Source organism: Raoultibacter phocaeensis, from assembly GCF_901411515.1.
GTDB classification, from domain to species: domain Bacteria; phylum Actinomycetota; class Coriobacteriia; order Coriobacteriales; family Eggerthellaceae; genus Raoultibacter; species Raoultibacter phocaeensis.
Genome location: NZ_CABDUX010000001.1, coordinates 640,410 through 662,884 on the forward strand (window position 1 = coordinate 640,410; position 22,475 = coordinate 662,884).

19 protein-coding genes are annotated in these 22,475 nt (G+C 56.9%); 3 read left to right on the forward strand and 16 right to left on the reverse strand.

Annotation, left to right across the window (positions count from 1 at the left end; translation table 11 throughout):
- Positions 1 to 22: 22 nt before the first annotated feature.
- The 6 genes from FJE54_RS02550 to mazG form a co-directional block, all read right to left on the reverse strand.
- The gene (locus FJE54_RS02550; RefSeq protein WP_139651180.1) at positions 23 to 1,171 is read right to left on the reverse strand and encodes a serine/threonine protein kinase; all 1,149 of its coding nucleotides are present in this window, start codon (positions 1,169 to 1,171) and stop codon (positions 23 to 25) included.
- Between the two features lie 520 nt (positions 1,172 to 1,691).
- The gene (locus tag FJE54_RS02555; protein ID WP_218971887.1) at positions 1,692 to 4,034 is read right to left on the reverse strand and encodes an ROK family protein; all 2,343 of its coding nucleotides are present in this window, start codon (positions 4,032 to 4,034) and stop codon (positions 1,692 to 1,694) included.
- Positions 4,035 to 4,185: 151 nt separating this feature from the next.
- Complete coding sequence (locus tag FJE54_RS02560; RefSeq protein WP_139651193.1) at positions 4,186 to 4,881, reverse strand: ATP-binding protein; 696 nt, start codon at positions 4,879 to 4,881, stop codon at positions 4,186 to 4,188.
- Positions 4,882 to 5,105: 224 nt separating this feature from the next.
- Positions 5,106 to 5,822 carry a GTP pyrophosphokinase gene (locus FJE54_RS02565; protein WP_139651194.1) on the reverse strand — a complete coding sequence of 239 codons (717 nt, stop codon included), beginning with the start codon at positions 5,820 to 5,822 and terminating at the stop codon, positions 5,106 to 5,108.
- A 118-nt stretch (positions 5,823 to 5,940) separates the two neighbouring features.
- Entirely contained in the window at positions 5,941 to 7,725 is a 1,785-nt protein-coding gene (locus tag FJE54_RS02570; RefSeq protein WP_180326514.1) for a sensor domain-containing diguanylate cyclase, read from the reverse strand.
- Between the two features lie 131 nt (positions 7,726 to 7,856).
- A complete protein-coding gene (mazG, locus tag FJE54_RS02575; protein WP_139651196.1) occupies positions 7,857 to 8,699 on the reverse strand; it encodes a nucleoside triphosphate pyrophosphohydrolase in 843 nt (280 codons plus the stop codon).
- Between mazG and FJE54_RS02580 the strand changes: the two genes are divergently transcribed.
- The gene (locus FJE54_RS02580) at positions 8,698 to 9,789 is read left to right on the forward strand and encodes a VIT1/CCC1 transporter family protein (RefSeq protein ID WP_255467182.1); all 1,092 of its coding nucleotides are present in this window, start codon (positions 8,698 to 8,700) and stop codon (positions 9,787 to 9,789) included. The genes mazG and FJE54_RS02580 overlap by 2 nt on opposite strands.
- A gap of 335 nt (positions 9,790 to 10,124) precedes the next feature.
- On the opposite strand, the gene FJE54_RS02585 is transcribed toward FJE54_RS02580, so the two are convergent.
- The 7 genes from FJE54_RS02585 to hcp form a co-directional block, all read right to left on the reverse strand.
- Complete coding sequence (locus FJE54_RS02585; protein WP_139651197.1) at positions 10,125 to 10,799, reverse strand: hypothetical protein; 675 nt, start codon at positions 10,797 to 10,799, stop codon at positions 10,125 to 10,127.
- A complete protein-coding gene (locus FJE54_RS02590) occupies positions 10,796 to 11,485 on the reverse strand; it encodes a TorD/DmsD family molecular chaperone (protein ID WP_139651198.1) in 690 nt (229 codons plus the stop codon). The genes FJE54_RS02585 and FJE54_RS02590 overlap by 4 nt, the downstream gene beginning before the upstream one ends.
- 67 nt (positions 11,486 to 11,552) lie before the next feature.
- Positions 11,553 to 12,218, reverse strand: a complete 666-nt coding sequence (locus FJE54_RS02595) for a 4Fe-4S dicluster domain-containing protein (protein WP_139651199.1) — start codon at positions 12,216 to 12,218, stop codon at positions 11,553 to 11,555.
- A gap of 11 nt (positions 12,219 to 12,229) precedes the next feature.
- Complete coding sequence (locus FJE54_RS02600; protein ID WP_139651200.1) at positions 12,230 to 14,710, reverse strand: molybdopterin-containing oxidoreductase family protein; 2,481 nt, start codon at positions 14,708 to 14,710, stop codon at positions 12,230 to 12,232.
- A 275-nt stretch (positions 14,711 to 14,985) separates the two neighbouring features.
- A complete protein-coding gene (locus FJE54_RS02605; protein ID WP_139651201.1) occupies positions 14,986 to 15,690 on the reverse strand; it encodes a response regulator transcription factor in 705 nt (234 codons plus the stop codon).
- Complete coding sequence (locus tag FJE54_RS02610) at positions 15,683 to 17,365, reverse strand: ATP-binding protein (protein ID WP_180326515.1); 1,683 nt, start codon at positions 17,363 to 17,365, stop codon at positions 15,683 to 15,685. The genes FJE54_RS02605 and FJE54_RS02610 overlap by 8 nt, the downstream gene beginning before the upstream one ends.
- A 373-nt stretch (positions 17,366 to 17,738) precedes the next feature.
- Positions 17,739 to 19,388, reverse strand: a complete 1,650-nt coding sequence (gene hcp, locus FJE54_RS02615; protein ID WP_139651202.1) for a hydroxylamine reductase — start codon at positions 19,386 to 19,388, stop codon at positions 17,739 to 17,741.
- A 122-nt stretch (positions 19,389 to 19,510) separates the two neighbouring features.
- Between hcp and FJE54_RS02620 the strand changes: the two genes are divergently transcribed.
- Positions 19,511 to 20,200: a Crp/Fnr family transcriptional regulator gene (locus FJE54_RS02620; RefSeq protein ID WP_139651203.1), complete on the forward strand. Its 690-nt coding sequence runs from the start codon at positions 19,511 to 19,513 to the stop codon at positions 20,198 to 20,200.
- Positions 20,197 to 20,832: a cysteine hydrolase family protein gene (locus FJE54_RS02625; protein ID WP_139651204.1), complete on the forward strand. Its 636-nt coding sequence runs from the start codon at positions 20,197 to 20,199 to the stop codon at positions 20,830 to 20,832. Before FJE54_RS02620 ends, FJE54_RS02625 begins: the two co-directional genes overlap by 4 nt.
- Here the strand turns inward: FJE54_RS02625 and FJE54_RS02630 are convergent.
- The 3 genes from FJE54_RS02630 to FJE54_RS02640 all read right to left on the reverse strand — a co-directional run bounded on the left by FJE54_RS02630 (position 20,822) and on the right by FJE54_RS02640 (position 22,442).
- A complete protein-coding gene (locus FJE54_RS02630; RefSeq protein WP_139651205.1) occupies positions 20,822 to 21,199 on the reverse strand; it encodes a HepT-like ribonuclease domain-containing protein in 378 nt (125 codons plus the stop codon). The genes FJE54_RS02625 and FJE54_RS02630 overlap by 11 nt on opposite strands.
- A complete protein-coding gene (locus tag FJE54_RS02635) occupies positions 21,186 to 21,485 on the reverse strand; it encodes a nucleotidyltransferase family protein (RefSeq protein WP_139651206.1) in 300 nt (99 codons plus the stop codon). The genes FJE54_RS02630 and FJE54_RS02635 overlap by 14 nt, the downstream gene beginning before the upstream one ends.
- Positions 21,486 to 21,569: 84 nt before the next feature.
- Positions 21,570 to 22,442 carry a TIGR04282 family arsenosugar biosynthesis glycosyltransferase gene (locus tag FJE54_RS02640; protein WP_180326516.1) on the reverse strand — a complete coding sequence of 291 codons (873 nt, stop codon included), beginning with the start codon at positions 22,440 to 22,442 and terminating at the stop codon, positions 21,570 to 21,572.
- Positions 22,443 to 22,475: the final 33 nt, after the last annotated feature.

Below are 22,475 nucleotides of genomic sequence, written 5' to 3' on the forward strand. Positions count from 1 at the left end.
TATGACGAGCCTTATATCCGCCCTAGTCGTTCCACATCTCCGGGCGCACGAGCGTCGGGTCCTTGACCCTGTTGGGGAAGTAGTCGAGGCAGTCGCCCTCGCGGTAGACGTCGGCGGTGGAGCAGTGCAGGCCGCCGCCGAACGGGTAGGCGTCGCGCAGGTCGCAGGGGATGACGTTCATGCCGAGCTTGTCCATCTGCTCCTGCTGGTAGACCTCGGAGGCCTCCACGATGACGGTCTTGGGGTCGAGCACGAGGCAGTTCATGGACAGCCACACCGAGCTGTAGCACAGCGCCGGCGGCTCGTCGTGGGCGGGCTGGGCGGCCTCGACGATCTGCCAGTCGTTGGCCTCGAAGATCGCGCGCTGCTCCTCGGGGAGCTTGCGGTGCGGGTTGTTGATGATCAGGCCCGGGCGCAGCGGCACGAAGGTCGCGTCGATGTGGATCGGGTAGGGGTCGCCCGGGAAGTTCACGGCGTGCACGCGCAGCTCGGGGTAGTAGCGCTGGAACCAGTCCATGGCGGCGCGGTTGGTGGTCAGGCCGTGCTGGATGAAGAGGTCCTTGCCCATCCTCATCACGTCGGCGGCGTCCCACATGGGCTCGACCTCGGTGGTGACGAAGTCCTTGTTGGCGGTGCGGACGAGGCGCTCCTCGAGGGTGATCTTCTCGTCGTAGTAGTTGTGCTTGTAGGACGCGTCGGTGAGGCGCGGGCGGGGGGCCTGGGTCCACTTGAACTCCGGGTCCTCGTCGAAGTACTGCTTCATGAGCGGCCAGTAGGCCAGGTACTCGAAGTAGCGGCAGCGGAAGGAGTTCGCGGAGGCCATGATCTCGTTGCCGACGGTGAGCAGGATGTCGCGGGGCGGCATGCAGGTCATCATGGAGTCGTTGCGGAAGTCCGGCGTGCCGATGGCCTGGTTCCACTGCAGGGGCGTCGGGCGGTCGACCTTCACGCCGCGGTCCTCGAGGATCTTAACGAGGTTCTCGAGGCACTCGTTGCCGCGCTCGACGGTGGCCAGCGGGCGCAGGCCCCACATGCCGCGCATCTCGGAGTCGACGGGCACCTTCTCGGAGGTCGCGGGCTCCTCGGGCGGGATCATCGAGTTGTCGCACCTGCCCACGATGACGTGCTTCAGCGGGTCCCAGTCGTTCCAAGAGCTGACTATCTTCGCCATGACAGTCTCCTTTCCGGAAGGCGGCGCCTTCCAAGATTAAAAGTGGCGCACTACGTACTGCAGCGTACCGACATGAGTGTCGCGGCTGAAAGAACACGGGTTTGGGAGTATCTTGGTTATGGCAACCGCCCGATTCCTCCGTGACATTTCCCTGTCAGTTTTGCCCTTGCCTAAGGTATACCATCATTTTTGTTCAAGTGCAAGAACTATTTTTGTTCACGTGCATCATTTTTTTACGAATGATTTTGTTCACTTTGCATATCATTTTTGTTCAAGTGCACAAAAATGATGACTAAACGCCTTATCGTTTTGTATTTAAAATGCTCAACTATTGGATATCGGGGAGAAAACTTGCGGACCCTAAGGGAGAAAAACGAATACGGGGCTTTCGTTTTTACATAGAACGGCTCGCGCAGCCTTGCGAACTCGAGCAGCGCGCTGCACAAAGGACATCCAGCGAGAGCCGCGCCTGCACTGCTCGAGCCGATCGGCCACCCGCTTGACCGACGCGCGCCGTTCCCTAGTGCGAAACCCTCGATTCTCTGATAGCGCGGTACGCCGCTCCGTACATGCCGCAATCGTTTCCGAGCGTAGACGCCACGATAGGGGTTTTGCGGCATACCTCAAGGGCGTAGCGCTTGTAGCATTCGCGGATGGTTTCGAGATAGACATCGGCCGAGGCGGCCATGCCGCCTCCGAGCACGAACAGGTCGGGATCGACGAGGCAGGCCACCTGCGAAAGACCAAAAGCGAGCCGATCTGCGAAGCGCTCGACAGCCGCTTTCGCCGCCTTGTCCCCTGCAGCTGCAGCATCGAACACATCTTTTGCGCTTTCGTAACCCCCGCACCCGTCGCTCGCGAACTCGCCCGCCATGCGCACGAGCGCCCGCGACGAAGCGAACTGCTCGAGGCATCCTGTACGCCCGCACCCGCACACGATATCGCTTCCTGGTTCGACACACAGATGGCCGATCTCGCCGACAGCGCCGTTCGAACCGGTTACCAGCTTTCCGTTTACGACCACGCCCGCCCCGACTCCGGTTCCTAAGGTCAACAATGCGAACGTCGACGCACCGAATTCCCTGGCGCTTCCCGCCCATTGGTCGCCGAGCACCGCCGCATCGGCGTCGTTTATGACGTGAATCGTAGCACGCGGGAATTCCGCACGAAGAAACGCTTTGTAAGCGCGCAAGTCGAGATCGACGTTCGGGCAGAGCTTCAGCGACTCTTCGGCCGCCACCATGCCGGGCACCGCAAGCCCGATCGCGCAGATGCGTTCGGCAGCTACGCCGTTGCGGGCAAGCATCATCTGGTACGCCTCGGCAAGCTTAGCCGACGAGCCGTCCGCCCGCACGGGAGCCGTTGCGAACGTAGAGCGGGCAACGAGCTTTCCGTCTTCGGTGAATACGCCTATTTTAGTGGACGTACCGCCCACATCGATGCCGAGTACCGCATCGGCTCCCTCTTCGAGCGATTCGTCGGCCGTCTTTCGCAGCACGTCTGGCCCGTCCTCACATTCGGGGCAAGGGGCATCCGCCGCTTCACCCGAGTCGAAGCTTCGAGGTTTGAACAGCCGACGTGCCCCCATCACGAGCACGAATACCCCGACCGCATCGACGAGCTTGTCGAATGCGAGCGCACAGAAGCAAGCGATCGGCGCAGGCACGCCCCAACCAGCCAGAAGGCCGAAGTAATCGACGGTTCCTGCCGTCGTGGGCACACCGCCATCGAACGCATAGCACAACCCCAACGAGATCACGGCGCTCACCCCGACAAGAAACACGAGGGCGATCCCGATCGAGCGCATCGTGATCTTCCTGCCCCGCGCAAAGAGAATACCGTACACGAGTGCGACAATCGCCGACAGCGCGAAGTACAAGAGATTGCCCGCGTTCTGGAACACGACCGCCAGATACATGTTGTTCACGAACCCGACGATGAGCGCCGCAGCCGGCTCGAGCATAATCGCCACAAGAGCGGTACCCGCAGTATCGAGCCATAACGGTAAGCCCGACCATGCAGCAAGGTTGTACAATACGATATCGAGCACGATGCCGAGAACCATGAACTTGAGATAGAAGACCACCTTGGGATGGGCTTTCGCGTATGCGCCCACGCTCGCATACGATCCGAGGGAGCGGCCCTTGTACATGCCTGGCGTAGCCGAGTGGAAGTACGCAACGCGATCTTCCTGGCTCTTGCGCACCTCTTCGAGAAAGCCTCCCGTAATGATGCCGGCGGGAAGCGCGATGACCGCTATGCCGAACAGCGAGGAAATCATCGATATCCCCATGCCGAGATCGGTATGGGGCGCGATATCGCCGTAGCCCACCGTGGTGAGCGCCGTCGTCGCCCAGTAGAGCGCGACGAAGAACGTGTTGAACGTATCGGGTTCGTTCACGAACATGATGAGCCCCGACACGAAGATGTAGGCGATGGCCACCACGAGCACCGCAAGCAGCGTGCGGCGCTCCGATTTGAGCACGTTGGTCACGATCATGAGGTTTTTGGAATAGCGGAAAATCTTCGCGACGCGCAGTACACGCAAGAACCGAAACGTTTGCGGCAGAATGCCGAGCGAAGGAAGGATGGCGAGCAGATCGATGATGGCAAGCGGGGTGAACGGATATTTCGCGAAGGTTTTCCAGCCCTTCTTCCCCGTTTTGAAATCGTGCGTGATCCACCGCATGATGTAATCGAAGAACAGGATATAAACCGTCACTACGTCGAGCATGGTGAGGAGCGTATCCTGCTCCTTGAACATGAGCGGAACCAAACTCGCGAATGCAACGAATACGATGAAGATGTCGTAGGCGCGGCTGAGGCCATCGCCCGGTTGCGCCCTCTGGACGATTTCGAACATGCGCTTTCTCATGCTTGCCGATGCGCGGCACGCCCGAAGCGGCCTCGCGAAACCCCCTTTTATAAGGATACCCATCATTGTTCACTGCAATGATACTGGTTAACGGGTTTCAGGCATACGTTCAAAGGCTGCTTCAACGTATGGTTGTAGGTTACTCGAGCAATGCTCCGTCGGTGTCGATGGTGCGCACCGAGATCGGCACCGACCTGCCGCTTGCAGCGACCGCCTCGCGCACCGCGCGTTCGATTCCACCGCAACACGGGACGCTCATACGTGCAACGGTGATCGAGCCGATGTCGTTTGCCGCAACGATCTGGGTGAGCTTATCAGCGTAATCGATCGCATCGAGCTTTGGGCATCCGATGATCGTAACCTTGCCCGCCATGAAATCGCGGTGGAAAGCCCCGTACGCGAACGCCGTGCAATCGGCGGCCACGAGCAGGTCGGTTCCCTTGAAATACGGTGCCGACGGCGAAACGAGCTTGATCTGCACGGGCCACTGGGCAAGCTCGCTCGCGCTTTCAGCGCGCTGCGCGCCCTCGTTTTCCGACACTGTGCGCGGTTCGAATGCGCGTGCGGCGGCCCCAGGGCAACCGATGTGCTGCACGGGAGCAGCCCCGGCCGCTTCGGCGACGGCGGCCTCGTCGTAGGGGGCCGCCATACGCTCCTCGAACGTTATGGCACCCGTGGGGCAAGCTGGCAAGCAATCGCCCAGACCGTCGCAGTAATGCTCGAACATGAGCTTCGCCTTACCGTCTACAAGCGCTATCGCTCCTTCATGGCACGCGTCGACGCAGAGCCCGCACCCCGTGCAGAGGTCCTGGTCGATTGCGATGATGGTTCTCATTTCCTGGTTCATTGATGCTCCCGAACTTCTCAAAGTACGTGTTCGACCCACCGTACACCGCCGAAGCATCGCCGTCTGTTGGATTTCCAACGCTGCACGATGGGCGGACAAGACTCGTGCCGTTCCAGCTTTGGACGACGCCCGTTGCCGTTTCGGCTAGCTACAGATTCGCTTCGGGCCGCCTGCTTGCCTCGGATGCGCTTTCGTCTTCGCCTGACACCTACTTATTCCTCGGCTTCGAGCGCCGTGGCGAGAATCTGCATGCGCGCTTCGACATCCTCGATGATGTGACTGCAGTCTTTCAACTCGTCGTAAGAATCGATCCCCTCGATCGTGCGGACGGCTTTGTATTTGAGATCGTGCTCGAGGCTTGCCCAGAAGTCCATCGCGATGGTGCGGAACTGTACCTCGACGGGCACCTCTTCCTTCTTGTCGAGAAAGTACACCGGCACCTTGACGATGATATGGAGGCTGCGGTAACCGTTGGGCTTCGGCTCGTCGATGTAATCCTTCACGGTGATGACCGCCAGATCATCCTGCCGCTTTACGAGGTCGAGCAGCTTGTACACATCGTTGACGTACGAGCAGATCACACGAATGCCCGCGATATCCATGATGTAGGCTTCCATGTCTTCGATCGTAGTCTGCTTGCCGTAGCGCTGGAGCTTCTCGAAGATGCTCGCAGGTTTTTTCAGGCGAGACTCGATGTGGTGGATGGGATTGCGGTTCTGCTGCGCGTTGAGCGACTGGTCGAGGATCTCGAACCGGACCTCCATCTGGCGCATGGCCGCCTGGTACTTCTGCATGATGTCGCGCGTTGCCCCCTCAAGGTCGCGCAACCGCTTGATGTCATCGATCGTCAGGTTGCGGGATTTGAGTATCTCGCTCCCGTCGGTTACCGCACGACCCAGCTCCGTATCGACCGTTGCCGCATTTCCCATATATCCGCCTATCGTCCCACCGCGCCGTAAAACGCGTGCCCGCATTGTGCGTCAGCAGGACAAGGATAGCGAACTTACGCATAGGGGAGCTGCTACGCGTGCAAACGTCAGCAAATCTTTAGGAATCCGCAGACGGCGCAGATTCGACCGCATCATCGTTTCCGAATCCGTACACGACGATGCGGTTCTTGCCCGCACGCTTCGCACGATACAGCGCATCGTCGGCTTTCACAAATGCATCGCGGTACGTCATATCGTCGCTTTTGATCTTGTACACGCCGATGCTGAGCGAGGGAACGTAGCCCGAACAGGGCAGCGCATACGCGGCAACACGCTCGGTCACTTTGTGCAGCTTGGAAAGGGCGATGTCGAGGTCGATGTTCTTGAGCAGCAGCACGAACTCGTCGCCGCCCACGCGGCCGATCACGTCGGTTTCCCTGAAACTCGAGCGCAGCACCGAACCGACTTCGTGCAAAAGCGCATCTCCTTCGATATGTCCGCACGTATCGTTCACCAGTTTGAAATCGTCGATATCGAGTACGGCGCATATGCTGTTCGTTCGCGTAGCCGGATCGGCAAGCGCAAGGTTGACGAGCTCTTTGGCGGTAGCATGATTAGTGAGGCCGGTCGTTTCGTCGAGCTCGGCGCGCTTTCTCAAATCGAACTCGTTTTGGATGTTTTCTATCAAACCAACCAGGTGCCGCGATCCGTAAGCATCGTGTACCACGAACAGATTGGTGCGGTACCATGCATACCCGAGGCCGTAGTAATCAGCTTGGTATTCGATCGCTCCCCCGTCGGAGCCTTCGCGCACCCGCGCGAACATGGTGTGCACGGCTTCGACGCTGTCGGGATGCACGACTCCCCGTCGCTTTTCGAGCATCGTTTCAAAATACGAGGGTATGACCTGCGCCTCCATGCCCTTGCCAGTACGGTCCAAGTAAAGCAGAACCGCATCGGCATCCACATCGTAATCGAAGCTGATCGCATGCGTGAGTTCGCTGAGAATGCGGTACCGCTCGTTGTTCCACGATGCAGCCTTGCGCGTGCGAACCTCATCGGTCACATCGGTTGCAACGATGTAGAGGATAACGTGGCCCTCGGGGACCTCGATGCCTCCATCGGACTCGCGAACCGCACGACCCTGAAGGCGCACGTTTACCGTTTCCCCTGCGCGCTCGAATTCGAACTCGTAATCCATACCGTTCTGCAGCGCCGCTTCCATATCGAAAGCCTGATCAAAGGAGATGAGCGAATCGGTCAAGAGAAGTGGATCGCCCGAAGCGATTATCCGGTTGTATTCCTCGCGCGACCTTCCGAATAGCGCGCACATGCGGTCGCTTAAGTACAGAGGATACGATCCGCCTTCGAAATACCGGTATACGCCCACCCCGACCGGAAGCTTGCTGACGATATCGGATATGCGGGCCGACGCACGCCGATCCTCGTCGAACATGTGCTCGCTAACATCTTTGTTGCACCACAGAATATACTCGTGAGACACCCTGAGAAACGTCGTTTGGCACCACACGCTGCGCTCGCCCACCTGGAACCGATACGAACAGGTGCGGGATTGTTCTCGGGACGATTCTGCGCACGCATCGATTGCCTCAATTAACCCGTCGCGATCTGCCTGGTCGGGAATATGGGAAAGCCATCGTTCGAGCGCCTCTGCCAAAGGCTTCTGCTCGATTTGCGATACGGGCTGATGAGCCGAATAGATCACGCAGCAGAGCCCGCGTACGCAATCGTATTCCACTACCTCGTCGTACACAGAACAGAGCACGCTCGCGTAGCGTTCCATATCGCGTTTATGCTGTTCGGCAGCACGACTCCCCGCCAGCGCTCGAACTCGGTTCCAGAGATTGCGAAGCGGTGCACCCGATTTACGCATGGTGCCCATCGGTGTACCGCCTCCTCGCGTTTCGCGCATATGCTACCAAATAAGTTCATCTATCATAGCGCTCTCAGAGCAACTTCGCTACAATCGATGTTCCCACCGCGACGATTAGTGTATCCAGCGGGTCTCCCCCGTTATTCGTGCGCCTTGGCCTCGTCCCACAGCGCCTGCATCTCGCCCATCGAGAGGTCTTCGACCGTGCGTCCCTGCACCCAGGCAGCACCTTCGATAAACGACCATCTGCGACGGAACTTGCCGCAGGTTGCCCGCAGGGCGCTCTCGGCATCGATGCCCATCTTGCGCGCTACGTTCACAAGCGAGAACAGCACATCGCCGAACTCGAGTTCGACCGCAGCTTTCGCCTCTTCGGCCACGGTACCCTTGTCGGTTTTCGGGGCAGCGGCGAATGCCTGCTTGAGTTCCGCGGTTTCTTCGGCAACCTTGCCCCATACGTCTTCGATTGTTTCCCACTCGAATCCGACCGAAACGGCTTTGCGCGATATCTTCTGAGCTTGCATGAGGGATGGGAAGCTCGTCGGCACCCCGTCGAGCAGACCCTCACGCGCCCTACCTGGGCTTTCGGCCTGCGTGTCGGACGCACCCAGCTCGCCTAGCTTGACGGCATCCCACAGTTCGAGCACGTCGCCTGCGCTCTTGGCCTTGGCTTCACCGAACACGTGCGGGTGGCGGCGAATCATCTTCTCGTTCACATCGCGGCACACATCGTCGATTGTGAACTCGGCACCGTCGGCCGCGATCTGACTTTGGAGCACCACCTGCAAGAGCACATCTCCGAGTTCTTCGCGAAGATGGGCGACGTCGCCCGACTCGATGGCGTCTACCGCCTCGTACGCTTCCTCGATCATGTTCTTCGCGATGCTCGCATGCGTCTGCTCGCGGTCCCACGGGCACCCGTCGGGCGCTCGAAGCGCGGCGATCGTTTCCACGAACGCGTTGAACTCAGAATGCTTTGCCATGTATGCTCCCGTCGTCGTTTGTTCGGGTACGAGTATAACGCCCTTCGGGAAAAAGGGTGCGCTCGTTTGGATCGGTGTCGACGAGCGTTTGATTCGCACCCGATCGATCGCCCGCAAAACCATTGAAGCGAACGGCAACCCAAGCTATGCTATAGGTTTCCCGTTCAACCGCAGAAAGGCAGCAACCGTGGCCGATATCGCCAACACCGCACAATCCGCCGTCTCCCCCGAAGCGCTTGCGCAGATACGGGTGTTCCAACAGGGGGAGGTTACCGAAGCGGAAATATACCGCCGCATAGCCGCTCGCACGAAAGACGAGAAGAACAAAACCGCCCTCACGCGTATCGCCGAAGAAGAGACGTTTCACGCCAAGCGGTGGCAGAGCTATACCGGCGAGGAAATGAAACCGGAAGGCCATAAGGTGTTCTGGCATACGCTCATCGCGCGCATATTCGGGTTTACGTTCGCTGTGAAACTCATGGAAAACGGCGAGGGCAACGCGCAGGACAAGTACGAGAAGCTCGCCGCAGAAGTGCCCGAGGCGATGGAGATACGCGCCGACGAGATCGAGCATGAGCAGGCGCTGCTCGAAATGCTCGACGAAGAGCGGCTTTCGTACGTAGGCTCGATGGTGCTCGGCATGAACGACGCGATGGTCGAGATGACCGGCACGCTCGCAGGTCTCACACTCGCCATGCAGAACACGCGCCTCATTGCGCTATCGGGCCTCATCACCGGCATCGCGGCGACGCTTTCGATGGCTTCGAGCGAATACCTCTCATCGAAAAGCGAGGGACGTACCGATGCGCTGAAATCGGCAAGCTACACGGGCGTCGCTTACCTGATTACGGTTGCACTCCTGATCCTTCCCTACCTTCTGTTCGACGAGGCGCACTACCTTTGGGCGCTCGGAACGATGATCGTGATTGTGTTGCTGATCCTGGTGGCGTTCAACTACTACCTTTCGGTTGCACAGGGCCTGCCGTTCAAGAAGCGCTTCGGGCAGATGGCAGGCATCAGCCTCGGCGTTGCCGCGCTCTCGTTCGTGATCGGCATCGTCGTGAAGCAGTTCTTAGGCGTAGATATTTAGGAGATACAGCTGAGTCGGGTCGGTCGCAGCGAGCGAGCCCCGCGCGTCCGCCCATCGCCTTAATACAACGATGGAAGATGCTGATTTGTCCGCCAAGGCCCGCTAGACGACATTTTCTATATGCGAAACCCGAATAAAGCCTGTTCAGTCACTTTCAGCACCGCAAATTTTCCGAAAAAAAGTCGTCTAGCGGGCCTTGGCGGACATCGAGAACCGTTGTCGATGCGGCAGGCGTTAGCGCACGCGGCGAACGCGAAGCATCCTGCGATCCTTCGCCGAGCTACAGCACTGCGGCAGCTCTGGCATCCCTACCGCTCCGCGGCCACACCGTCACCCTACAGCCGCTTGTCCAACACAGCACGACGCAGCCGCAAGACGATATAGCCGACGAATACGACCGAGTACACCGCAACGCTCGTCTGCGCGACGCCTCCGCCGTTGAGGGCTGCGGGGAGCAGCATGAGCAGCAGATGCACGTATACTAAGATAAAGAACGGGTACGCGAGCATCTGAATGCGCTTCCACGTGTGCAGCTTCATGCTTTTCTTGACCACCGCAAACGAGGTTACGCCAAGCACAAGTAAGAGCGCAAACAGCACAAGCGCCACCGTAAGCGAGCCGAGCACGATGCCGCTCATGTGCTCGATCCCGTGGAGCACCTGCGGCACGTACGCCATCAGGTAAACAACCATGTGCCCGAGCGAGAGTATCCACGCGATGATCGACAGCTCGGCGCGGATGGGAAGCAGGTAGGTCTTTACCTTCGACCCCTGCGCGAATACGCCGATGTACATGACGATGGCGAAAAGCGCGAGCGAGAACGTGCACTTATGGACGAAGACGAACAACGCACTCGACACGACGCGCGGAAACGCCACGTACGAGTTCATGATGAACAGCACGTCGATTGCGATGGCGATTGCGTAGAAGAGCACGGGGAACTTCTTGATGGGCTTCTTGAGCACTGCGGTGAGAACTATGGCAAGGGCGAGTACCCAAAGGAAGGTCATACGGAACTCCTCACATAATGTGCATCGGATCCCAAACATGCAAGAAAGCCGATTACAAATCGCGCAAACGATCCGTACACGCTTCCACTCGAAATCCTTATGGTGTCTTCCATAAACTGCGGGATCCAATGCAATACATGATCACTTAGAAATCTTTCAATACGTTCACTCCAAGCCTTTGAAGACTCGAAATCCTCTTGCTGGATCGCCAATGCCAGACTGCCATAAAGAAATGAAAGGAATTCGAATTCCTGATACACACTATCGCATGGCTCCTTCAGCGCATTCTTCGGAACAATGCCAGCATCACGCATCTGAGTTTCAACATCAAGCGTTATTGGAGTACGGAACAGAATAGGTTTACCCGAATGTCCTGATTTCATATGGATAAAAGCGCTTTCGTACGGATAGATTAGGACGCCTGCCGGATTCAGATACAACTTCGTATACTCCTTGCGAAGACAAGAAAGCATCTCTTGCGCTTCACTATGGGAAGATACGGGAGATCCTATGTCGCTCACGTCTTCACAACCGGCATCGGCAAGGCACGAGAGGAGATCGTCGACACACGATCCGCTCACCACCGCATAAGCCAATTCGTCATCAGGATAGGCAAAAGTACGTGCAAGCAATTCGCACATATCCGCTCTGCCCACAGCTTCCCGTATACTCATCTCCACTTTCATAAGTATCTCCCGTCATAGCCTGGCGAGCCGACCCAGGTAACAGCCCTGAGTCGGCTCGCCACTCAGCCTATTGAAGGTAGTAGACGTTGGGTTCCGTTTTTCCCTCTTCGTGAAGGCGCAGAACTTCACGGCCTACAAGGGCCTTGTTGACGTCGGATTCCGGATCGTCTAGATCGCCCCAATACCGTGCGCGACCAGGACATAGCTGCATACACGCAGGGACTTCGCCGCGGTCGATCAGGTTCTTGCAGAACGTACATTTCTCAACCGTTCCACCCCGGTGGGAAGGAGCATCGGCTTCGCCGACTACCGCTTCAAGGTAGTACTCTGGCTCGCCTTTGATCAGCGAACGCACTCCCTCATAGGGGCAGGCTTGGATGCATGATTCGCAGCCGATGCACAGCTCGCTGTCCACGGTTACGATGCCGGTTGCCTCGTCCTTCTGGGTGGCTCCCGTCGGGCAGACTTCAAGACAAGCCGGTACTTCGCAATGCTGACACGCAAAAGGAAGGTACACCAGCTCGCAATCGGGAAACGATCCTCCGGCGTTGTCGTTTGCGACAGCGCCTCTGGCAACCGCGGTGCCAAGCGTGCTGAAGTCGCGATCGGTTTTCGTATACACTACGTTGTACGAGAGCTCCTTCGGGAGATTGTTCGCCATTTTGCAGGCAGCGGCGCACGTCTGACACCCAAAACAGCGATTGAGATCGATTGCCATTCCATATCGAGTCATCTTATATCACCTTACGCTTTCTCAATCGCAACAGCGACATCGTTGAATGGCTGATTGGCACACACTTGGTTATATTGCTTGGTCGACAAACTCGCAAAGTGCCCTTCGATGAACTCTCGCTCGCGATAGCTCCGAGGGCTGCCGACAATTCCACGAGGATATCCAGCGCTTAAGGTTGCTTTCATAACCACCGAACCGCGATCGTTGTACAATCTCACCGTATCGCCTTCGGTTATACCGAGATCAGCCGCATCCTCAGGATTTATTCTGACAATCGGTTCTGGATCATAATCCTTAAGATGTTCGACGTCATACCATTGACTGTGGGTGCGCGTTCTCATGTGTTCGGAAATACAGTGGAAAGGATACTGGGCACGAACAGCGCTATTTTTATCCGCCTCAAGCGTCGGCTCCCAATATAAGCTCGTTTCTTTACTGAAATCGATCTCCTGACCAACATCGTACGCCGGAGCAACGCTTTCTTTGTAGAAGCTCGCCCTTCCAGTTGGAGTAAGGAAGTTACCGCCTTCGAAAGAAATGTACGTTTCACCCGACATAAATCGAACAGCATGCTCTTCTTTCAGCCTCTGAACGGAAAGCCCCAACGCCTTGGCGTTGCCATTCTCGAGCCCCATGGCAATGTACTCTTCCCCATCGAACTCGAAGAAGGAACCGTAGCCCATCTTCTCGGCTATCGTTTTGAGTATGTCGAAATCGCTCTTCGACTCGAACTGTGGCTCTATAGCCTTTTCCTGCCATACAAAATAGGGATGCGTATGGCAGTTGGTGTGCAAGTCCGTCACTTCGAACCAGTGGGCTACGGGTAGCATGATGTCGGCATACATTGCAGTTTCGGTCATGGTGATGTCGGCTACCACAAGGAAATCAATCTTCTTGAAGCACTCGACGGCGTACGCATGATCAGCCCATACAGTTGCAGGATTCGCCGTCGCAACGTAGATGCTTTTTAGGACGGCGTCTTGATCGCCGTACTTTTCATTCTCTAGTATGGTGAGAAGCGTATTCATGTTGTACGATGGACCGCCACCTTGGGCGGGATTCCCTGCAGTGTCAGTCGGTAGAGCCGAAACCATGAAGTTCAGCACCATTGTCGGCAAGACGCATATGGGTCCACATGCAGCACCAGGTTTGCCGATATTACCCGTTGCAGCAGAAATGGCGTACATCGGCCAATAGTTGTAATGGCCGTTGACGTAATGGTCTGCACCGAGTTGCACGTAGGTGTTAACTGGTCCATCCTCGACGTATATGCGGGCAAGCTCTTGGATGTCCTCCACGGACACGCCGCATACAGGTGATGCCGTTTCAGCGGGCCAGGCTGCCACTTGCTGCGCCGCATTCTCCCATACGGTTTGAACGGAGATGCCCTCAACAGAGGATATTCCCTTGTAAGCAGGGCTCTTTGCTTCTTCAAGGGATGCGACGGCATCGGTGCTTTCGTCCCAAACAGCGTATGGATCAATTACCGTAGGTTTACCAGTAAGAGGATCGACGTCTCCTTCCATTGGCTCAACACCTAGATCGCTCATCCGCAGGAACATACCATCCTCTTTGATAAGCAGCGGCGCCTCGGTATGAGTGCGGACAAAATCCTCGTTTTCCGTACCGTTCGTAACAATTTCGTTGAGGATAGCCATGGCCAAAACGCCATCAGTTGCAGGATTGATGGGAATGTACCAATCCGCCTTCGATGCCGTTGCGTTATAGACGGGATCGACAACGATAAACCGCATACCATTTTCCTTGGCCTTCATTATGAAGTGAAAAATCTGCGGTTGCGAGATCGCAGGGTTGGACGCCCAGTTTATGAACGTTTTGGTATTCACATAGTCGGTGGGTTCGTTGTTCGCTTGAGCTTCCGTCATTCCTCCGAAAATTTTCGTTGCCGCAAATCCCTGTGCTGCATCGACATCATTCGATATAGACGAGAAGCCCATTACCGCATTGAATCGAGGGATGATGCCCGCCATTCCACCCCCAGCAAGCGTCCCGAAGTTTCCTGAAGCCATAAACGTTGCAATGGAGTGGGTCCCGTATTCCTGGATATAGCCATTCCACTTGTTTGCAATCTCATCTATGGCTTCATCCCAGCTGATGCGCTCGAACTTTCCAACACCCCTTTCGCCAGTACGCCTCATGGGGTACTGGATGCGATCTGCGCTGTAGACGCGCGCGGGCTGCGTGAGACCTTTTGTGCAAATACGATTGTATTCGGTGTTAGGAAAATCCCCTGCCGAAGTGCGCACGATCCTGCCGTCACGAACATGGATATTGAGAAGACATCCGCCAAAGCAATTCGCACGGCAAACACCTGCGTAGATTTGCTCAGCAGGAACAGCATCGGGCTCTTTCACTTCTTCCATGTTCTCGGCTTGCGGGCTGCAGCCTACGAGTGCTCCCGCTGCGCCTAGAACAGCGGCTCCCTTGATGAAACTCCTTCGGGTAAAACCATGCGTGTTCTCGTTTTGCATGCTCTCTCCTTCTCCCTTACGTCGTCGATCGACCGTAGATTCGCTCGCCGGATTCGCTTCGTGCAGAAAGGTGTGCCAGCGATCGACCGAAGAACCTGTTCCCCCGGTTTTTCGATACTTGTACTCTATCGAGAAGAGGCGCTTATTGCGATTAACCGAAAATAAGTTTTAGGTTAAGAAGTTATTAACCCGATATTAACGAGAAGCAGGCTCGCGCTCGTCCCCATCTTGACCTGCATGATCCCCGATCCCCACGAGATCTGCCCATTGACGCCCTACAACGTATCCGCCATCTTGTAGCCCACACGCTGCACGGTGAGCAGGTATTTCGGCTCGGAAGGATTCTCCTCGATCTTCTCGCGGATCTTGCGGACGAACACCGTGATGCTGTTCGTATCCTTCGCATCGGCGTCGCCCCAAATGTACTCCTGTATCTGGCTTCGCGTGAACACCTTGCCGGGGTTGGTGGCCAGAAACGCAACGATTTCGAACTCCTTCGTGGTGAGCTGCACCGGCTTGCCCTTCACGAACACCTGGTATTCGTCGAAGTGCACTTCGAGATCGCCGATCTTCGCCACGCCCTCGCGATTGCAGCAGTGCGCGAACTCAATCGTATCCTTATGCCTGCGAATGTTCGCCTCGATGCGCAGCAAGAGCTCGGTTGCGTTGAAGGGCTTAGTCACGTAATCGTCGCCGCCCGCTTTGAACCCGATGCTCTTATCGACGATGTCGTTTTTAGCCGAGATGAAGATGATCGGGATGCGCCTGCCCTGATCACGTATCTTCCGGCACAGATCGAACCCGTTGATGCCCGGCAGCATCACATCGAGCAAAAGCAGGTCGGGCTTCTCGCTTCCGAGTGCCACAAGACCCTCTTCGCCGTTCACGGCTCCGCAGTACTCGTATCCGTTTGCTACGAGCAGCTCCTGTATGGCCGTATGGAGGTTCGCCTCGTCATCGATCAGCATCACTTTATACATCGTGTTCTCCTACGATCGCTTCACGGGGAATTCGTATGATGAACGAACTGCCCTTCCCGAGCTCGCTTTCAACCGAAACCGCAAACCCCTGTAGGGCCGCATACTCGCGCACAAGGGCAAGCCCAAGCCCGCTTCCGTTGTATTTCCTCGTCGACGTGCTGTCTACCTGGAAGAATCGCTCGAAGATACGCTCCTGATCCTCCTCGGCAATGCCGATGCCTGTATCGTTCATCACAATGCGAACCCCACCTGTTTCCATGTCGCATTCGACGATAAGCCTGACTTCGCCCCCATCGGGTGTAAACTTTATCGCATTGCTTCCCAGGTTTTCAAGGATGCGCAGTACCTTTTCGTAATCACCGTTCACGAGTGGAACGTCGGGCGCAACGCTCGTTCCGAATCCGACTGCGTATTTGCGTGCCAACGGCGCGATGGTGCCTCTCGCAGAAGCCACCACATCTCCCAAGTCCATCGGCTCGCAGGTCGCCCTTACGCTTCCCGCGTCGGATCGTGCGATGTCGAGCATGTTGTTGATCATGCCAAGCAGAATCTGGCTGTTCTTCTCGATCTCCTCCCACGATTTCCGCTCGGTCTCATCACCCGATTGACTGCGCTCGCGCGCTATCTGGGCAAAGGTGATGATAGAGGTGAGGGGCGTGCGCAGTTCGTGGTTCACCATGGAAAGGAGGTCCGATTTGAACTGCATCTCCTTTTCGAGTTTGTGGTTCAGCTGCTCGAGGTTGCTTCGCTGGTGTTCGAGCGCCTCGTTGGCCTTCCGCAAATCGAGCGTTCGATCGGCCACCTGATCCTCGAGATTCGTGTAGATGGTCCGCAGCTCTTCGGCCATCGTGTTGAAGCGCACCATCAAGCGGCTGATTTCTTTCGCCGAGCGCCGTTCGTCGAGCGTCACGGCAAGCGTGCCTTCCTGCATTTCGCCAAATGCCGCCTTCATGCGGTTGAGCGGGCGCGTTACGAAGAGCATCGTGATCGCGTACACCATGATGCCGATGACGGTTGTCAGCAGAAGGAAGAAGGCGATGTCGCGGATGACGTTGTTGCGCATGATCGTTTGCTGTTGATCGAGCGGAATGACGATGCTGATGGCGCCACCGATCGAATCGAGCGTCCAGCCCTCTTTCGCATGGTTGGTGATGTCCATCTCGCCCACGGGCTTGCCGTGGCATTCAAGGCAACCTTCGTCTACTTCGAGCACCTGCATGTAGCGGAATCGTTCGGTGCCCTGGTAATCGGCTATGCCGTAGTATTCCTTAGTCGAAGCGTCGTCGGTAAACGTAGCAAGCCCCACCTCTTCGAACTCATCGGGCGTACCCTGGTAGTTGCGCGGCTCGAAGTTCGTGTAGCGAATGGTGTACTCGCTCCCAAGCGAGAACAGCGCGCCGACGCTCTTGCCGACTACGGCGCAGTGAAGCCCTTTGAACTCGTAGATGCCGTCCGAGGTGTAGTTGATCTTCTTCTGCGAGTTGTCCATGAACTGCCAAACAGCGTCCATTTCGCGCGCGAACGTGCGCGCCTCTTCAAGCAGCGCCGCCTCGGTTTGCTGCTGCTGAGAATGGATATCGAACACCGCGAACATAAAAAACGTGATCGCAAACGCCGCCGTTAGAGCACCGAGATAGATCGTTTTCAGGCTCATGTTCTTCAAGAATTTCAACATAGTGTGCACCCCCACCCGCCCGTTGAAGAGCCTTGGATGTTCTACGGTAGCGGAAATGCTGGGGAATTCCAACTGTTTTTTAGCATGGGGATCGGATGGATCATGCGCCCGAGAATAGAACGTGCACACTTTTATTATTAGGCATGCCGCTTGTTACCATGACCGATGATGACATTAGGGGGCTTTAGCGCACCGTGACTAAATCCTCCTCGATACCAACATCTTAATCGACTACATAATACCCGACCGGCCCGCTTAAAGCGGTGTCCTATCGACGTTCGCCGAACTGGGCGGTAGCAAATCTTCTCCTTTAGCACGAGCAGCTCGGGGCGGTCGATCTCCGGCCGCCCCGAGCGGAAAATCCGTGAGATGCTTACCTGCAGATTGCCGCTAAGTCCTCTTCGGGAGTGCTGATCGGGCGGATGCCGAACTCTCGCACGAGCACGTCAAGGACGCCGGACGAAACGAACGCGGGAAGCGTCGGCCCGAGGTAGATGTCCTTGATTCCCAGGTACAGAAGCGTCAAAAGGATGCAGACTGCCTTCTGCTCGTACCAGGAAAGCACGAGCGTGAGGGGCAGATCGTTCACGCCGCACTCGAACGCTTCGGCAAGGGCGACAGCTACGCGAATGGCGCTGTAGGCATCGTTGCACTGCCCCATGTCCATGATGCGCGGCAAGCCGCCGATGGTGCCGAGATCGAGATCGTTGAATCGGTACTTGCCGCAGGCAAGCGTGAGGATGATCGAATCCTCAGGGGCGCGCTTCACGAACTCGGTGTAGTAGTTGCGCCCCGGCTTCGCGCCGTCGCAGCCTCCAACGAGGAAGAAATGGCTGATGGCACCTTGCTTCACCGCATCGATAACCGTATCGGCTACCGAAAGAACCGTCCCGTGCGCAAATCCAGTCAACAGCGTTGTGCCGCCGTTGATTCCCGTAAACGTGCGGTTATCCAAATATCCGCCGAGCTCTTGCGCCCGAGCAATGAGGATGGAGAAATCCTTATCGGCTCCTACGTGTTCCATGCCCGGATACGCCACCACCCCTGTGGTGAACACGCGGTCGGAATACGACTCGGCTGGAGGCATAATGCAGTTCGTCGTGAACAGGATCGGTGCCGGAACATCGGCGAATTCGGTGCGCTGATTCTGCCACGCGGTTCCGAAATTGCCTTTCAGGTGAGCGTATTTCTTGAGTTCGGGATACGCGTGTGCGGGCAGCATCTCGCCATGCGTGTACACGTTCACGCCAGTGCCTTCGGTCTGCTCGAGCAGCAGCTTGAGATCATGCAAATCGTGACCCGAAACGATGATGAACGGCCCCGATTCCACCTCCATGGTCACCTCGGTGGGAGTCGGTGTGCCGAACGTTTCGGTGTTCGCTTTGTCAAGCAGCTCCATGCAGGTGAAGTTCACTTCCCCGACCTTGAGCACGAGCGGAAGCAGCACGTCTTGGCCAGCATCGGATGCAACCGCGGCAAGGCCTTCGTAGATAAACGCCATCACACCCTCGTTGCGATACCCGAGCACCGCAGCGTGGTAGGCGTAGGCGGCCATGCCGCGCAGGCCCAGCAAAATGAGCGATTTGAGTGAGCGGATATCCTCTTGGGCCTCCCACAGTTGGGCCATAGGATAGTCGGGAACATTCGCAACGCCCGCGTCTCGAGCCATTCGGTCTTTCTCGGCATGTACACGCTCGATCATGCCCTCGATATCCGCATTATCGAAATCGACGTTGGTAAGCGTGGCGAACAGAGCCACCATCGCACAATCGTCCGTAGCTTCAGTGCGGATAGGCGGCTTCGCTTTGCCTTTTTCGCCCATCGCCTCGATGCGGTCGGGCGCTCCCCCAGAGACGCTCTCAAGCGTTGCCTTCTGCACCATTTCGGAAAGCGCGATCAGCGCTCCCGTCAACTCATCTTGCAGCAGAGCCGTCTCGGCCTCCTTGCCGCATACGCCTGCGTGTCCAGTGCATGCACTGCACCCCGCCGTCTGCTCGCACTGAAAGCAAAACATCTTGCCCATGGTCTTCCTCCTTCGATCGGCTTCCCTATACCAGCCGACCATCGATACGGCACTTGCCTTATTGAGGCAACCATACGATACTGATTACAACCCATCAGTTGTTTTTACAACGAAAGGCCCGAATGAAAGACTATCTTCCGATACTCAGCCGCTCTCCCCTTTTCAAGGGAATACTCGACAACGAAATCGAGGCTATGCTGACCTGTCTCAACGCCCAGACACGGACGTTCGAGAAAGGCAAGTACCTCTTCCGCGTCGGCGAAGCCACCACGACCATGGGCATGGTACTTGAAGGATCGGTGCGCATCGAAAAGGAAGACTACTGGGGCAATCGAAGCATTCTTGCACAAGCCGAGCCCGGACAGCTTTTCGCCGAAGTGTACGCATGCGAACCCGAACTTCCACTCGACGTCAACGTCATCGCTGCACAGGATTGCGTTGCACTGCTCATGGATGTGCGGCGCGTTACCACGATGTGCACCTCTGCCTGCGAATTCCACACGAGGCTCGTGCGCAACCTGCTTGCCTCGGTGGCGAAGCGAGCCTACGCCCTCACCCGCAAGATCGAACACACCTCGCGCCGTTCGACGCGCGAAAAGCTGCTGTCGTACTTGTCCGATCAGGCGGACAGCGCCGGATCGGGCACGTTCTCGATCCCTTTCAACCGCCAAGAACTTGCCGATTACCTATCGGTCGATCGCAGCGCCATGTCCGCAGAACTGTCGAACATGCGTAAAGAAGGTATCATCGATTTCGACAAGAACCGCTTTGCCATCTGCAACCCAACCGAGCTTCGCGAGGAGACGCCATGATCGAACCGAACAACGCCGCGCTCATCATCATCGATATGCAGAACGGTTTCATCGAACGCGATTCGTCGCTGTGCATTGCTGGTGCCAAGGCCACACTTCCCGCCTGCTCTCGTGCTCTCGACCGCGCGCGCGAACTCGGTATTCCCGTGTTCCACGTATGCCGCGAATATGCCGCCGACGGCTCCGATGTTGAATCGACGCGCTTCGAAACATGGCTTTCCGGCGGCAAGCCGATCTCGAAAGCCTGTGCGAAGCCGGATTCGCTCGGGTTTCCCGCTGCTGTTGCCCCCAAGGGAGATGATCGCGTTGTCGTGAAGCCGCGTTTCTCCGCGTTTTTCGGAACCGACCTGGACGAGACGCTGCGCAGCGCAGGCATAACCACCGTCGTGCTCATCGGCACGACCACCCCCAATTGCATCCGCACCACCTGCTACGATGCGCTCTCACTGAACTACAACGTGGTGATCATCGAGGATTGCACCTCTTCGCGCACCCCCGAAGTGCAGGCCGCGAACATCGAAGACATGGCGCATATAGGAGCGCAGGTGATCGACGTCGATACCTTCTGCACCGAGGGGCTCGCTTCGATCCGCGATATTGTCAGCGAGCACAGAAAGCGCGTTAGTTTGTAGGTTGATCAGCCCCGATATAGGCAACAAGGACCCTCTTTAGCTTCGGCACATCGTTTTCGATAACACCCCAGGCAATGCCTCTGTCGATGGCGCTATATCCGTGGGCAATAAAGTTTCTGAACCCCCGAATCTCTTTCCAAGAACACTCGGGATACGCTGATACAACGGCGTCTGAAAGATGCACGGCATCCTCCACAATGCGGTACAACGGATTCATAACCGCATCGTAGGCAATCTCACCTTCGAAAGAAAGGTCGTTGCAGAAGCGTTCTTTTGTAAGACCGAAATGATCTACGCGCTTCTGCAGGGTTTCGATATCTTCCAAAATGCGCTCGATTATTGCTGCATCTTTTTCATGAGGTTTCATACAGCAATACCTCGTCTTCTTTAATGCGATTGTAGAACGAAGGGCGCATCTGGTGAGGGGGAGCAGTAGCGATGTCGAGCGATTTGCCCAAGCGGTTCTCAAGCTCCTTTTGAATGTCGAGAAGCTGTGCGAAACTCATATCCTCCCCACAAAGAAACCGAAGATCGATATCGCTCTCGTCAGATTGATCGCCACGAGCATACGAACCGTATACGTACGCTTCTCGTATGTCGTAATCCTTAAGGACGTCCGATAAGACATCTCCGATAACGACAATATCAACCATCGGTCCTCCTTTCGCCTATCTACAGTATAACAGGTGCGTGTAAGGGGCAATTGAACCGTTTGCAACCCGCCGCTCAAGGTGCTGCTATCCGACGTCGATCCCCTCGCGCGGGTCATGCAGATCATTCGGGGGAACGCGCACCTCGGAAAAGCCCATCTCGCGCAACGCATGCGCCGTGCGCCACGGAACCGAGAGGTCGTCGAACTTCGCACAGTACTCGATGGCTTGCACGAGCGTGATGTTGTGAAACAAGTCGCCCATCGTGTCGACGTCGACGACGGCAGGAAGATAGAGCGCTGGCAGCCCGAGTTCGGCGGCCTTCTCGATGTAGGCGGGAAGCACGGTCAGGCCGTCCTTATTGTAGAACACACCGTCGTGGCTCATGGGAGTCTCGCGCGTCCAGCCGATGATGGACACGCCCATCTCCTGATCGGGAGACAGCACGATACCGCCGCCTTCGACGTCGCAGAGAGCATGGAGCTTGTCGAAGCCTTCGACCACCGCAGCGCGCGGCAGCGCCGGCATATCGGCCCCCATCGAAAGGATAGTGTCGAAACCCATCGCGAATACCTGCTCGAAGGCATGGTTGTAGTGTTCGTCGAACGATGCACCCTCGTCGTATATGATGCGAATCGGGCGGGGCCACTCGCCTGATTCGTCAAACAAACGCTGCATGACCTCGACGTTTTCCTTCGGCGTGGTGGAAATGATGAGCTCGTATTCATCGATGCACGCCGCCTCGTTGTCGAGCCTTTCGCCACCGGCAGAGCTGCGCGCTTCGAGCTCGGCAAGCGCATCGCAGCATATCTCCGCCACATCGAACAGCATGCAGTGGTAGAGCCCCGAAGCCACCTCGGGTTCGAAAATGCCGTCTTTGAGCCTCGTCAATCGTGTTTTCACGAGCCCAGGTAGAGGGGGCTTGCTAAACAGCAACAGCGCGTTTTTCCGAATGGCCACGTGTTTCTCCTTCATAGCGACTCACATGAACAC